Raw genomic sequence first — 12842 nt, 5'->3', positions numbered from 1 at the left:
AGCGCGGCTGTACAAGCGTACAGCGCGCATCGCAGGGCTGGGCGCCCCCGCTGAATCTGCAACGCGCAGCAGGTTGGGCGACGCTCCTTACACTGCCGCGTTCTCGGCGATGTTCCAGGCGAAGGTCTTGTCGCCGGCGACGGTGCCCTTGCTGTCCTGCGGGGTGTAGGCGAAGGTCACCTTGCCGAAGTTCAGCGTGACGTTCTCGGTCAGGCGGTCTTCGCCGCCGCTGCCGCCGGTCGAGATCGAGGTCACCAGCACTTCTTCCATGGTGATCAGGATGTACTTCTGCTGGCCTTCGCCGGCTTTACGCACCATCAGCACGGCCTTGTCGATGTGGGTACCCTTGGCCAGGGCGGTCATCAGCGCGTTGGACGAGCTGTCGATGTACTTGGTGAACGAGATGTCCTGGAAGTTGGCCTTGCCGGCGCCGCCGCCACCGCCCATGTGGGTGGTGCCGGACTGGCTCATGCCCCAGCTCCACGCCAGGATGTCGATGTCGCCCTTCGGACCCTGGACCTTGTCGCGCGACTCACCCTTGATCTTGTCGCCCATGTTGATGAACATATCCAATGCCATGTCTTATTCTCCTAGTTGGTTGTACTTCCGAATACGCGCGGGCACGCGGCCCGCGCGGGACTTCAAAAACGGCTCAAGCCTTTGCCGACGGCAGCTTCGACACGAGGCGCAGCGACACGGTCAGGCCTTCCAGCTGGTAGTGCGGACGCAGGAAGAACTTGGACGTGTAGTAGCCCGGGTTGCCTTCGACTTCTTCCAGCACCACTTCGGCCGCGGCCAGCGGTTTCTGGGCCTTCGTCGCTTCGCTGGAGCTGCCCGGATCGCCGTCCACGTACTGCATGATCCACTTGGTCAGCCAGCGCTCCATCTCGTCGCGTTCCTTGAACGAGCCGAGCTTGTCGCGCACGATGCACTTCAGGTAATGGGCGAAGCGGCAGGTCGCGAACAGGTACGGCAGGCGCGCGGCCAGGGCGGCGTTGGCGCTGGCGTCCGGGTCGTCGTACTCGGCCGGCTTGTGCAGCGACTGCGCGCCGATGAAGGCGGCGAAGTCCGTGTTTTTCTTGTGCACCAGCGGCATGAAGCCGTTGGCGGCCAGTTCCGCCTCGCGGCGGTCCGAGATCGCGATCTCGGTCGGGCACTGCATGTCGACGCCGCCGTCATCGGTCGGGAAGGCATGCACCGGCAGGCCTTCGACCGCGCCGCCGGACTCGATGCCGCGGATGCGCGAGCACCAGCCGTACTCCTTGAACGAACGGTTGATGTTGACGGCCATCGCGTAGGACGAGTTGGCCCACGTGTAGTTCTTGCTGCCTTCCGCGCTGGTGTCTTCCTCGAAGTCGAATTCCTCGACCGGGTTGCTCTTGGCGCCGTACGGCTGGCGCGCCAGGAAGCGCGGCATGGTCAGGCCGACGTAGCGCGAATCCTCGGACTCGCGGAACGAGCGCCATGCGGCGTGTTCCGGGGTCTGGAAGATCTTCGTCAGGTCGCGCGGGTTGGCCAGCTCGTTCCACGACTCCATCAGCATGACGGACGGCGCGGCGGCCGAGATGAACGGCGCGTGCGCGGCGGCGGCCACCTTGGCCATCGACGACAGCAGCTCGACGTCCGGTGCGCTGTTGTCGAAGTAGTAGTCGGCCACGATGGAACCGAACGGCTCGCCGCCGAACTGGCCGAATTCTTCCTCGTACATCTTCTTGAAGATCGGGCTCTGGTCCCAGGCCGTGCCCTTGAACTTCTTGAGCGTCTTGCCCAGGTCGTTCTTCGAGATGTTCATCACGCGGATCTTGAGCATCTCGTCGGTTTCGGTGTTGTTCACCAGGTAGTGCAGGCCGCGCCAGGCGCTTTCGACCTTCTGGAACTCCTCCGTGTGCATGATCAGGTTGACCTGCTCGGTGAGCTTCTTGTCGAGCGCGGCGATCAGGCTCTGGATCGTGCCCAGCACGTCGCTGGTGATCAGGTTGGTGCCGGCGAGCGCCTGCTCGGCCAGCGTGCGCACGGCGACTTCGACCGATTCCTTGGCCTTGTCGGATTGCGGCTTGAATTCCTTCTGCAGCAGCGCGCCGAAGTCGCTCATCTCGAGCGTACCGGACTCCTGCTGGCTTTGTGCTAACGCTTCGGACATTCTGTTCTCCCGTCTTTCTTTATTCGGTGGGCTTCGGTGCGGACGTCAGCGCCTGCATCAGCGCGGGTTCGGCGAGCAGCTTGGAGATCAGCTCTTCCGCGCCGGTCTTGCCGTCCATGTAGGTCATCAGGTTGGCCAGCTGGCCGCGTGCCTCGAGCAGCTTGTTCAGCGAATCCACCTTGCGCGCGACGGCGGCCGGGGTGAAGTCGTCCATGCTTTCGAAGGTCATGTCGACGGCCAGGTTGCCCTCGCCCGTCAGCGTGTTCGGCACCTGCACCGCGACGCGCGGCTTCATGGCCTTCAGGCGCTCGTCGAAGTTGTCGACGTCGATCTCGAGGAACTTGCGCTCCGCGACCGGTGCCAGCGGCTCGGCGGGCTGGCCCGACAGGTCGGCCAGGACGCCCATCACGAACGGCAGCTGCACCTTCTTCTCGGCGCCGTACACTTCGACGTCGTACTCGATCTGCACGCGCGGTGCGCGATTGCGTGCGATGAACTTCTGGCTACTTTCTTTGCCCACGTTTACTCCTCCTTGAATGAACTACCGGCCTGCTGATTCAATAATCGTCCGACCCGTTGGACTCGCCCGGCTGGGGTCCACGGATCACATACAACTGCTGCATGCTGTCGGGCGCGAGGTTCTCCATGACTTCCATGAAGCTCATCGGCGCGAGGCGCTTGGCCCGCTCCAGCAGCATCGGCACGGGGCTCGACGGCTCGTAGCGCTGGTAGTAGGCGAGAATCTTGTCGATCATGCGGATCACGTCGGCGCGGCTGGTCACGTCGCCCGTGATGGCCGCGGCGCGCGGCGCGGCCGTGCCGCCGCCCAGTGCCGCGGCGCCGTCGTCATCGGGCGCGGCGTCCGAGGCTTCAGGCGCGGCTTGCGCACGGCTGGCCAGCAGGTCGGCCATGCGGCGCAGCTGGCGCGTCAACGGCGTGAGGTTCAATGACTGCGTACTGCCCACGTGATCGGCGAGCGCGGCTTCCAGGTTCACCACGCTGTCCAGCGCACCGTTGACGGCGCTGGTGGCGGCCTGCATCGCGTCGTCGGACACGTCGGCCAGCGCCGCGTCGATCGATTCGGGCGACAGCGCGGTCTGCCCGTCCGGCACGGGGGCCTCGCCGTGTGCCTGCTCCAGCACGCGCAGGGTCAGGGCCCCGAGGCCGGGCAGCATGACGAAGGCCGTCTCGCGCAGCTCGCGCAGGGTCGTCGCCGGGTCGGTCAACTGGGCCAGGCAGTTGAGGCGCAACGTGGGGTCGTTGTCGTCGTCCGGATCGAGTTCGGGATGGACACGGTCCCAGCGCTCGGTCACGAGGCGTTCGAGCAGGCGCGCGCCGTCGGCGAAGCCGGGCAGCGCATGCAGCGCCAGCAGCGCGCGCACGAGCGGCATCGCCACGCGCAGGTCGCGCGTGCGGCCGAGCAGCTCGAGGGCCTGCTTCTTGACTTGCTTCCATTCAGGGGGGACGGCGGGGACGATCGTGTCCCCATATTGGACTTCTGGCTTGCCGAGCGCACTCTGCTCGAGCTCCAGGAATGCGGGGTCATACTCGAGATTCGGTCCGCAAGGGGCGGTCTCCTCCAAATCCTCGAGCAGGACATCGACGTCGACAATACTCATGATTGTGCGCGTTCTTACTAGTTGTAGGACGTGTTTGAACTCGTCGTCACGGCACCGGGCCGCGCGCGGTTCTTATTTAGTGTGTTTCGTGAGGATTTTTCCCCTACGAACCGCGCACTATACGCCATTTAGCGGTCTCGTCGTTAACACGAAACCTAAATTTTTTTGCACTAATATTTGCCCAAAATGGTTGACAGCAGTTTCAGAACACGATCATTTTTTGGTACAGATGAGCCAAGTAAAAGGCCTTGGTTGCCTTTCATGGAACGATGCTTGTGTTCTTTGCAAGAGATGTCAATACGACATTCAGGCGCAGCCGGTGACCAGGAGTAGCGGCACGCCCGTCCACGCCACCGCCACGAGGGCCAGCACGGCCAGCACGAGGCGGGCCCAGTCGACCAGGCCGGCATCCTCGCGCCGGGGCACCTCGCGCGCGCGCCACGCGAGCCAAGCGCACGCGCCGATGGCGGCCAGCGTGACGGCACCCAGCAGCACGCGGTCCGGCCCGCCGGGACGCATGCCGGCCGGCGTGCACTGGGCCGCCGCGAGGCCATAGGCGAAGGCGAAGTGCAGGCTCCACACGAGCAGCGGCAGCGTCCCCGCCAGCAGGCGGCGCCAGAACGGTTCGCGGGTGCGCGGCATCATGGCCATCACGCCATCAGCAGCGGCACGAGCCGCACGACGAGCATCCCGGCGATGCCCTGCAACGTGGTCATGTGCCACACGAGCGCGATGGTGTCGAGCGATGCGCGGCTGCGCTCACCCAGCAGGCCGCACCATGCGCGCGCGGCGAGATACGGCGCCAGCACGGCGAGCGTCGCGACGTGCAGGCCCTGGTAGGAGGCCAATGCCGCGACGGCGGCGGCCCATGCGGTGGCGGCCGGGTCCAGCCCGGCATCGAGCAGGCCGCCCACGTCGACCGCACATGACGCGAGCACGCAGCCCAGCGCCGCCAGCACGAGCCACGGCAGGCGCCGCGTGCCGACGGCGAGCGTCGCGAACCACACGAGCAATGAGCCCAGCACCAGCAGGCCGGCGGATGTGAGCGCGAGGTCCTGCGACGGCAGCGTGGCGCCGGGCGGCGGGCACACCGTCAGGCGCATCGTCACGTGCACGTAGGCGAACGCGAAGCACGCGAAGATGCTGAGGTCGACGACGAGCATCACGATGGCGGCCCACCACGCGTGCGATGCCGTGCCGGTGGCGCCGACCGGTATCGACTCGCCGTGGCCGATGTCCACGTCGGCGACGGTGCTCGCGCGATCCGCCTGCCACATCCACCCGAGCACCGCCGCGATGGCCGCGATGCCGCAGATCCAGGCGATCATCGTCAGCTTCACGGTCAACAGCAGGAAGAAGGCGGCCGTGCCGGCGGCGGCAATGAGCGGCAGCCAGCTGTCGCCGGGCAGGATCAGCACATAGCGCGGCGTCGCCGCGACGGGGCTCGTGGCGATGGTCTCGCGCGCGCCCGTCGCCGTGCGCGGCAGGTAGTGGCGGCCCGCCTCCACCTCGCGTACCAGTTCCGGACGGTCCCACAGCGGGTCGATGGAATCGATGCGCGGGATGCTGCGGTTGCCGTAGTCCTCGGACGGCAGCCATTCGAGCGTGGGCGCATTCCACGGGTTGCCGACGGCGCGCTCCGGCCGGCGCAGCGACCGCCATGCATCCCACGCGAACGCCAGCACGCCGAGCGCGAACGTGAACGCGCCCACCGTCGACAGCATGTTCAGGCCATTCCACCCGAGGTCCGCCGCATACGTGTAGACGCGGCGCGGCATGCCGAGCAATCCCGTCACGTGCATCGGGAAGAACGCGACGTTGAAGCCGACGAACATCAGGCCGAACACCCAGCGCGCGAGCCCTTCCGACAACCGGTTGCCGTTCACGAGCGGCAGCCAGTAGTACAGCGCGGCGAACACGGGGAACACCATCCCGCCGATCAGCACGTAGTGGAAGTGCGCGACGACGAAATACGTGTCGTGCACCTGCCAGTCGAACGGGATCACGGCGACCATCACGCCGGTCAGGCCGCCCAGTACGAAGATCGCCATGAAGCCGAGCAGGAACAGCGTGGGCGCGTTCGCTGTCACTTTGCCCTTCCACAGCGTGGCGATCCACGCGAACACCTGGATCGCGGTGGGCACCGCCACCGCCATGCTGGCCGCGGAAACAAAGCCCATTTCCAGCGTGCCGAGGCCCGCGGTGAACATGTGGTGCGCCCACAGGCCGAAGCTGAAGACGCCCACGCCGACGAGGGCCGCGATGATGGCGCGGCGCGCGACGAGCGGCGTGCCGGCGAGGGTCGGCACGATCGTCGACACCATGCCGGCGGCCGGCAGAAAGATGATGTAGACCTCGGGGTGGCCGAAGAACCAGAACAGGTGCTGCCACAACAGCGGATCGCCGCCGCGGTCGGCGATGAAGAACGGCCAGTCGAACGCGCGCTCCAGTTCCAGCAGCGCCGTGCCCGCGATCACGGCGGGGAACGCGAACACGATCATCACGCCCACGACCAGCATGGCCCACGCATACACGGGCATGCGTCCCAACGTCATGCCGGGTGCGCGCGTAAACAGGATGCCGACGATCAGTTCGATGGCGCCGGCGATGGCGGAGATCTCGATGAAGCCGATGCCCAGCAGCCAGAAGTCGGCATTCAGGCCCGGCGAATATTTCAGGCCCGTGAGCGGCGGATACATGAACCAGCCGCCGTCCGGCGCGAGGCCGACGAACAGGGTGCAGAAGAACGCGAGGCCGCCGATGGCGTAAGCCCAGAACGCGTACGCGGACAGGCGCGGGAACGGCAGGTCGCGCGCCCCCAGCATGTTCGGCAGCAGGTACACGGCGATGGCTTCCACGATCGGGATCGCGAACAGGAACATCATGGCCGAGCCGTGCATCGTGAACACCTGGTTGTACGTCCCGGCGCCGAGGAAGCCGTTGTCCGGCACGGCCAGCTGCACGCGCATCAGGAGGCCCAGCACGCCGGCGAGGACGAAGAACAGCAGCGCCGTCCCGATGTACAGCAGGCCGATGTTCGTGTTGTTCACGGACGAGAAGAAGCGCCAGCCGCGCCGCGTGCGCCAGACGTCTTCCAACCGCGCGAGGTCGTCGTCCCGGGCCGTCATTGCAGGTGCTCGAGATAGGCTGCCAGCGCGCGCAGCGTATCGCCGTCGGTGCCGGCGGCGGCGGGCATGAACACGCCCGGCTTGACGGCCTGCGGGTCCGCGATCCAGCCGGCCAGCGTGTTCTGGTGCGTCTGCAAGAGGCCCGCGCCGATGTGCGCGCGGCTGCCGACGTGCGTCAGGTCGGGGCCCAGTCGCGCCGTCTCGGCCACACCGCGGATCGTGTGGCACGCCTGGCAGCGCTGTTCGAGGAAGGCGGCGCGGCCCCGCTCCAGCAGCGCGCCCTGCGGTGCGCGGGCCGGCAGTGCCTGGCGCCGCAGCCAGTCGCGGAACGCGTCGGGCGCCAGCGCCACCACGTGCAGCGCCATGTTCGCGTGCTGGGCGCCGCAGAATTCCGCGCACTGGCCGCGGTAGACGCCGGGCCGGTCGGCACGCAACGTGAGGCCGGTGACGCGGCCGGGGATCATGTCGCGCTTGCCGGACAACGACGGCACCCACAGGCTGTGGATCACGTCGGCCGCGTTCAGGCCCACGTACACGGCCTGCCCGACGGGGATGTGGATCTCGTTGGCGGTGACGATCTCGCGTCCGCCGGCCGGATCGCGGTAGCGCACTTCCCACCACCACATGCGCGCCGTGACGGAGATCGACAGCGCGGCCTGCGAGCTTTGCGGAACCAGTTGCGCGCTGCGCCAGGTGCTCCACGCGAGCAGCGCCGACAGCACGAGCACGGGAAACGCGACGCCCGCCCCCGCGATCCACAGGCCGGGCCGCAGCGGCCGCGTATTGTCGCGCAGGCTGAGCGCCGTCAGCGCCATCACGGCGACGAAGATGACGGTCGCGGCCCCGAACAGGACCCACGCGAACTGGCTGATGACCGCGGCATCCGCGCCGGCCGGGTGCAGGACGGATTGCAGCGTCCCATTCATCGCAGGGTGTACAGGTATGCCGCCATGTGGCGCGCCTCCTGCTCGGTGAGCCCCACGTTCGGCATCGTCGTGCCGGGCTTGAGGGCGGGCGGATCGAGCAGCCAGGCCACGAGGCGCGGCGGCACGTTGGGGATGCCGCCGGCGATGTAGCTGAGGCGCCCGAATTTTTCCAGGTCCGGTCCGGCCGCGCCGCCCGCGCCCGGGACGTCCGGGATCTTGTGGCACGCGCCGCACTGGTATTGCGTGACCAGCTGCTTGCCGATCTTCGCGTCGCCGCCGATGTACGGCTTGCGGAAGTCGTCATCGCCGCAACCGGACAGCAGCCCTACGCACGTCAATACGAGCGCGGCACCAGCGATGGAAGAGCGTGACAGGGAGGTTGGCACGGTTGAATCCACGACGTTGAGTTGGCTTTTATAATACCGGAGACGATGCATTTTTTTTAACACGATTCGTTTGGGACACTCGCATGCCCGCCACGCGCGCCCGCCTGATCATGATGACCATCATCGCTACCCTGCTGGGATCGGGGATGGCCGCCGCGCTCGCGGGCTTCGTCGTGCTGCGCGCCGGCTGGTACGACATCGGCGCCACCACGCAGCACTTCCCGTTCGTCTACGGCACGCTCGAACAAGCCATGCATTACTCGGTGCGGCGCCATGCGAAGAGCGTGGCCGAACCCGCGCTGGGCAACCACGAGCAGGTGCTGCGCGGCGCGGCCGTCTACCGCGACAACTGTGCCCAGTGCCACGGCGGTCCCGGCACGGCGCCCGGCAAGCATGGCCTGAGCATGCAGCCCGTGCCCGGTCCGCTGGTGGACGCCACGCGCCACTGGAAACCGCGCGAGCTGTACTGGATCACGCGGCACGGCATCAAGATGAGCGGCATGCCGGGCTGGGAATACCATCTGAGCGAGGACGAGCTGTGGTCCACGGTGGCGTTCATCATGCAGCTGCCCACGCAGAGCGCGGACGATTACCGGGCAATGACGGCGGAGGCGAAGAAATGAACCGGCTCGCGCTCGTCCTTGCCCTCGTACTCGCGGCGCTCCTGCAAGCCGGCTGCGGCGACGCGAACCGCGCCCCCGCCGGCCTGCGGGGCGACGCCGCGCGCGGCCGCATCGCCCTCGCGCAGTACGGCTGCCGCGCGTGCCACATGATCCCCGGCGTGACCGGCTCGAAGGTCTGGGTGGGGCGGCCGCTCGAAGACATGGCGAAGCGCCCCATCATCGCCGGCACGCTGCCGAACAACCAGGCGAATCTCGTGCGCTGGATCCGCGATCCGCAGGCCATCGACCCGAAAACCGCAATGCCCGTGCTGGGCGTGTCCGAGCGCGATGCGATCGACATGAGCGCCTGGCTGCTTTCACACTGAAGCACGCGTGGGCACGGGGTGCCCGCCTTACGCCCGTTCGATCGCACGGGCCAGGTCGTCCACCCCGGTGCGGATCACGTCCGGCGTGAACGCGGAAAAGCCGAGCAGCAGCCCGGGATCGATGGCGCAGGCGGCGCCCGCCTGCGGATTCGTGTAATAGCCCAGCGTGCGCACGTCCACGCCGACATCGCGGGCGTGCCGGGCGACCGTTTCCTCGTCCAGCCTCTCGGTGAAATGCACGCACAGGTCGAGGCCCGCGTCCGACGGGCCCTGGCGCAGCCGGCCCTTGAGACGCGCATCGAGCGCATCGACGAGGGCTTGCCGGCGCTCGCCATACGCGTCGCGCGTGCGGCGGATGTGGCGCGCGAAGTGGCCGCCGGCGATGAAGTCGGCGAGCGTCGCCTGCGGCACGATGGGACTGTGGCGGTCGACGACGGCCTTTGCGCGCGCCAGCGCCGCGGCCAGCGCGGGCGGCGCCACGACGTAGCCCAGCCGCAGCGCGGGGAACAGCACCTTCGACAACGTGCCCACGTAGATCACGCAGCCCGCGCGGTCCATGCTTTGCAGCGACGCGAGGGGCGGCCCCGTGTGGCGGTATTCGCTGTCGTAATCGTCCTCGACGATCCATGCGCGGTTCGCCTCGGCCCAGCGCAGCAGTTCGAGACGGCGGCGCAGGCTCATGGTCACGCCCAGCGGCAGCTGGTGCGACGGCGTCGCGAACGCGAGGCGCGCATCGGGATAGTGCTTTGCCGCGTACGCGACGTCCATGCCCTCGGCGTCGACGGGCACCGGACAGACGCGCGCACCGGCCACGGTGAACGGCGCCACCGCGCCCTGGTAGCCGGGCGATTCGATCCACATCGCTTCGCCCGGCGCGAGCAGCAGCTGGGCCAGCAGGTACAGCGCCTGCTGCGAGCCGGACGTGATCACGACCTGGTCCGGCGTGCACTGCACCCCGCGCGACGCCTTCAGGTAGGCGCACAGCAGCTCCCGTAGCGGCGCGTACCCGGCGCCGGGGCCGTAGCCGAGCGCGCCGGTCGAATGGCGCCAGTGGCGCGCTTCCAGCCGGCGCCAGACGTCGAACGGGAACAGGTCCAGGCCCGGCATGCTGGCGCGGAAGGCGCGCAGCGGCCCAGCGTGGTGCAGCACGCGCGCCATGCCGCCCGCGATGAGTTCTCCGCGCGCCGACAGCGGCCGCACCATCGGCGCCGCGGCGGCATCGCCCGCACGCGCACTGGCCGGCAGCGACGCGCTGACGAACGTGCCCTTCCCCACCGTGCCCTGCAGATAACCCTCGGCCATCAGCTGCTCGTACGCGGCGAGCACGGTCTGGCGCGACACGTTCAACAGGCCGCACAGGGTGCGCGTGGCGGGCAGGCGCACGCCGGCGGCGATGCGGCCGTCGAGGATCGCGTCCTTCAGGTGGACGTACAGCTGGCGGAACAGCGGTGCCGGGGAATCGCGCTCGAGCGTGGCTGCGGCGAGGATGTCGTGGACGTGCATGGCGGCGGGGTGCGGATTGGTACGGTCATCTTGGCGTTAATTGGTCATTTGAGCAAGCCATCCTTGAACTTAAGATGACAGCTCGTTCGCACACGGAGAGATGATGAAACGATTCGAAGCCATCCTGGCCTGGCAGCGCGGCGACCAGGCCTTCACCGACCTGCGCTACAGCCGCGCGCACCGCTGGCGCTTCGATGGCGGGCTGGACGTGCCGGCCTCCTCGTCGCCCTTGTCCGTGCCCGTGCCGTTGTCGGACCCGGCCGCCGTCGATCCCGAGGAAGCCCTCGTCGCGGCCGCCGCCAGCTGCCACATGCTGTTCTTCCTGTCGCTCGCGGCCGCGCGCGGCTACGTGGTCGACCGCTACCTCGACCACGCCGTCGGCCTGCTCGATACCGGTCCGGACGGCCGCGCGGCCATCACCCGCATCGTGCTCGATCCCGTCATCGCGTTCGGCGGCGAGCGGCAGCCGGACCGCGCCGCGCTGGCCGAGCTGCATCACGAAGCGCATGCGCGCTGCTACATCGCCAATTCGCTGAAGGGAGACGTCGTCGTGGAAGGGTTCGAATAATGTACGTGCCGAGACAATTTGCCGTGGCCGACGAGGCCGACATGCTGGACCTGATCGCCGCCAACCCGCTGGGCGCGCTCGTGCGCCTCGGCGCCGGCGGGCTGGAAGGAGACCACATCCCGTTCGGGCTGGCGGCGCCCACCGACGCGGCGCCGCACGGCCTGCTGCGTGCCCACGTGGCACGCGCGAATCCGATCTGGCAGGCGGACGATGCGGCCGTGCTCGTGCTGTTCCAGGGCGCGTCCAGCTATGTATCGCCGCTGCTGTACGACGTCGAGGCGGCCGGGGGACGCGTGGTGCCGACGTGGAATTACCAGGTCGTGCATGCGCACGGGCGGCTGCGAGCGATCGACGATCCGGCGTGGATCCTCGGCCAGATGACGCGCCTGACGGGACGCCACGAAGATTCGCGTGAAGGGTGGAAGGTGGAGGATGCGCCGCGCGAGTTCATCGACAAGGTCGTGCGGACGACCGTCGGCATCGAGATCGCCATCGAACGCCTCGAAGCGAAATTCAAGATGAGCCAGAACCGCACGCCCGAGGACCGGGCGCGCGTGCTGGCTGCGATGGGATAACGCCGGCAGTCCTTATCTGCCGGCTTATTTGCCCGACGTCGTACCGGTCTTGGCCATCGGCATCTGCTCGGCCGATTTGAGGTGTTGCGCGACGACCGGCTCGGTCTTGTCGACGAGGGCCTTCACTTCCGGATCCTTGGCCTTCTTCGACGCCGCCACCAGCTTGGCGTGGACAGTCTTGTGATCCTGGACGCCGGCCTGCTTCATGTAGGCCTTGTCGAAGGCGTCGCCGCTCATCTTTTCCAGCTTGGCGGCCATGGCCTTGTGCTTGGCGTCCGGCTCGGTCGGCAGGGTCACGCCGCGCGCCTGGGCCAGCGCCTTGACTTCGTTCAGGTTGGCGGTATGGTCGTCGATCATCTGCTGGGCGAACGCTTTCACCTCGCTGCTCTGGCTCTTGCTCTGGGCGAGCTTGCCACCCTCGACTTCGGCCATATTGGCCATTGCCATATCCTTGAGAATCTTCTCGTCGCCGGCGCTCAGCTTCGCGCCGGTGGCCGTACCCGCCGCCGACTGGCCGGCGCCGCTGGCGCCCATGCTCGAGGTGGCGCTCTGGCTGGTCATGCCGGCCGCACCCGCCTGCTTGCCGCGGTTTTCCATGCCGGTGCTGTTGGTGTTGTCGATGGTGCCTTCGCGGGTGGTTTTACCCGACGTGTTCTGTTTGCCGGGCGTGCTGCTGGTGCCGGTCTGGCTCGGGGTCTGGCTGACCGCCGCCGTCTGGGCGTGTACGCCGACGGTGGCGAACATCGCTGCCACTGCCGAGACGGCCAGCAGCCCTTTCAAGGTGTTCTTGTTCTGCATGTTTCGCTCTCCTGAACTCTGTTATGAAGTTGGCGCCTGGCGGGGGCCGCAGTGCGCAAGCTCGTGTTGGAATGACAACGGCCGTGGCAAAGTGTATCGCCGCGTTTTCTTGAACAGCGCGCGTTAGCCAGCAGGAAAGTTTTATCGATATGCGAAGAATGAACGGCCTCAAATTCGGGGTCAGAGCACATTTCAGATCAATGTCCTGATA

14 protein-coding genes are annotated in these 12842 nt (G+C 67.6%); 4 read left to right on the top strand and 10 right to left on the bottom strand.

Annotated elements, in window-relative coordinates; all coding sequences use genetic code 11:
- Positions 1 to 87 precede the first annotated feature (87 nt).
- The 8 genes from ACEN98_RS18285 to ACEN98_RS18250 all read right to left on the bottom strand — a co-directional run bounded on the left by ACEN98_RS18285 (position 88) and on the right by ACEN98_RS18250 (position 8199).
- A complete protein-coding gene (locus tag ACEN98_RS18285; protein ID WP_413386258.1) occupies positions 88 to 579 on the bottom strand; it encodes an Hcp family type VI secretion system effector in 492 nt (163 codons plus the stop codon).
- Between the two features lie 73 nt (positions 580 to 652).
- Entirely contained in the window at positions 653 to 2140 is a 1488-nt protein-coding gene (gene tssC / locus ACEN98_RS18280) for a type VI secretion system contractile sheath large subunit (protein ID WP_371765161.1), read from the bottom strand.
- Positions 2141 to 2159: 19 nt separating this feature from the next.
- Positions 2160 to 2660, bottom strand: coding sequence for a type VI secretion system contractile sheath small subunit (gene tssB, locus ACEN98_RS18275; protein WP_371765162.1), 501 nt, complete (start codon positions 2658 to 2660; stop codon positions 2160 to 2162).
- A 37-nt stretch (positions 2661 to 2697) separates the two neighbouring features.
- On the bottom strand, positions 2698 to 3759 hold the full coding sequence (gene tssA, locus ACEN98_RS18270; protein ID WP_413386257.1) for a type VI secretion system protein TssA: 1062 nt from the start codon (positions 3757 to 3759) through the stop codon (positions 2698 to 2700).
- A gap of 306 nt (positions 3760 to 4065) precedes the next feature.
- The gene (locus ACEN98_RS18265) at positions 4066 to 4404 is read right to left on the bottom strand and encodes a hypothetical protein (RefSeq protein ID WP_413386256.1); all 339 of its coding nucleotides are present in this window, start codon (positions 4402 to 4404) and stop codon (positions 4066 to 4068) included.
- Between the two features lie 5 nt (positions 4405 to 4409).
- Complete coding sequence (gene ctaD / locus ACEN98_RS18260) at positions 4410 to 6887, bottom strand: cytochrome c oxidase subunit I (protein ID WP_413386255.1); 2478 nt, start codon at positions 6885 to 6887, stop codon at positions 4410 to 4412.
- Positions 6884 to 7813 (bottom strand): c-type cytochrome, encoded by a 930-nt coding sequence (locus ACEN98_RS18255; RefSeq protein ID WP_413386254.1) that lies wholly within the window; start codon positions 7811 to 7813, stop codon positions 6884 to 6886. The genes ctaD and ACEN98_RS18255 overlap by 4 nt, the downstream gene beginning before the upstream one ends.
- On the bottom strand, positions 7810 to 8199 hold the full coding sequence (locus ACEN98_RS18250; protein ID WP_413386253.1) for a c-type cytochrome: 390 nt from the start codon (positions 8197 to 8199) through the stop codon (positions 7810 to 7812). The genes ACEN98_RS18255 and ACEN98_RS18250 overlap by 4 nt, the downstream gene beginning before the upstream one ends.
- A gap of 83 nt (positions 8200 to 8282) precedes the next feature.
- On the opposite strand from ACEN98_RS18250, the gene ACEN98_RS18245 reads away from it, so the two are divergent.
- Both ACEN98_RS18245 and ACEN98_RS18240 read left to right on the top strand, forming a co-directional pair.
- Positions 8283 to 8822 (top strand): c-type cytochrome, encoded by a 540-nt coding sequence (locus ACEN98_RS18245; RefSeq protein ID WP_413386251.1) that lies wholly within the window; start codon positions 8283 to 8285, stop codon positions 8820 to 8822.
- On the top strand, positions 8819 to 9187 hold the full coding sequence (locus ACEN98_RS18240; protein WP_413386250.1) for a c-type cytochrome: 369 nt from the start codon (positions 8819 to 8821) through the stop codon (positions 9185 to 9187). The genes ACEN98_RS18245 and ACEN98_RS18240 overlap by 4 nt, the downstream gene beginning before the upstream one ends.
- A gap of 27 nt (positions 9188 to 9214) precedes the next feature.
- Here the strand turns inward: ACEN98_RS18240 and ACEN98_RS18235 are convergent, their stop codons facing one another.
- The gene (locus ACEN98_RS18235) at positions 9215 to 10690 is read right to left on the bottom strand and encodes a PLP-dependent aminotransferase family protein (RefSeq protein WP_413386249.1); all 1476 of its coding nucleotides are present in this window, start codon (positions 10688 to 10690) and stop codon (positions 9215 to 9217) included.
- A 103-nt stretch (positions 10691 to 10793) separates the two neighbouring features.
- Between ACEN98_RS18235 and ACEN98_RS18230 the strand changes: the two genes are divergently transcribed.
- The gene (locus ACEN98_RS18230; RefSeq protein WP_413386248.1) at positions 10794 to 11258 is read left to right on the top strand and encodes an OsmC family protein; all 465 of its coding nucleotides are present in this window, start codon (positions 10794 to 10796) and stop codon (positions 11256 to 11258) included.
- Positions 11258 to 11833 carry an FMN-binding negative transcriptional regulator gene (locus ACEN98_RS18225; RefSeq protein ID WP_413386246.1) on the top strand — a complete coding sequence of 192 codons (576 nt, stop codon included), beginning with the start codon at positions 11258 to 11260 and terminating at the stop codon, positions 11831 to 11833. The genes ACEN98_RS18230 and ACEN98_RS18225 overlap by 1 nt, the downstream gene beginning before the upstream one ends.
- Positions 11834 to 11857: 24 nt before the next feature.
- Here the strand turns inward: ACEN98_RS18225 and ACEN98_RS18220 are convergent, their stop codons facing one another.
- Entirely contained in the window at positions 11858 to 12631 is a 774-nt protein-coding gene (locus ACEN98_RS18220) for a DUF4142 domain-containing protein (protein WP_413386245.1), read from the bottom strand.
- Positions 12632 to 12842: the final 211 nt, after the last annotated feature.

Origin of the sequence: Massilia sp. CT11-137, from assembly GCF_047302885.1 — a bacterium.
GTDB classification, from domain to species: domain Bacteria; phylum Pseudomonadota; class Gammaproteobacteria; order Burkholderiales; family Burkholderiaceae_D; genus Telluria; species Telluria orientalis.
This window is presented reverse-complemented; position numbering and strand designations above follow the sequence as displayed.

Bases quoted from the DNA above. Each gene is read 5' to 3' on its own strand.
- ACEN98_RS18285 (WP_413386258.1), bottom strand. From the start codon at position 579: ATGGCATTGGATATGTTCATCAACATGGGCGACAAGATCAAGGGTGAG.
- tssC (WP_371765161.1), bottom strand. From the start codon at position 2,140: ATGTCCGAAGCGTTAGCACAAAGCCAGCAGGAGTCCGGTACGCTCGAG.
- tssA (WP_413386257.1), bottom strand. From the start codon at position 3,759: ATGAGTATTGTCGACGTCGATGTCCTGCTCGAGGATTTGGAGGAGACC.
- ACEN98_RS18265 (WP_413386256.1), bottom strand. From the start codon at position 4,404: ATGATGCCGCGCACCCGCGAACCGTTCTGGCGCCGCCTGCTGGCGGGG.
- ctaD (WP_413386255.1), bottom strand. From the start codon at position 6,887: ATGACGGCCCGGGACGACGACCTCGCGCGGTTGGAAGACGTCTGGCGC.
- ACEN98_RS18255 (WP_413386254.1), bottom strand. From the start codon at position 7,813: ATGAATGGGACGCTGCAATCCGTCCTGCACCCGGCCGGCGCGGATGCC.
- ACEN98_RS18245 (WP_413386251.1), top strand. From the start codon at position 8,283: ATGCCCGCCACGCGCGCCCGCCTGATCATGATGACCATCATCGCTACC.
- ACEN98_RS18240 (WP_413386250.1), top strand. From the start codon at position 8,819: ATGAACCGGCTCGCGCTCGTCCTTGCCCTCGTACTCGCGGCGCTCCTG.
- ACEN98_RS18235 (WP_413386249.1), bottom strand. From the start codon at position 10,690: ATGCACGTCCACGACATCCTCGCCGCAGCCACGCTCGAGCGCGATTCC.
- ACEN98_RS18230 (WP_413386248.1), top strand. From the start codon at position 10,794: ATGAAACGATTCGAAGCCATCCTGGCCTGGCAGCGCGGCGACCAGGCC.
- ACEN98_RS18225 (WP_413386246.1), top strand. From the start codon at position 11,258: ATGTACGTGCCGAGACAATTTGCCGTGGCCGACGAGGCCGACATGCTG.
- ACEN98_RS18220 (WP_413386245.1), bottom strand. From the start codon at position 12,631: ATGCAGAACAAGAACACCTTGAAAGGGCTGCTGGCCGTCTCGGCAGTG.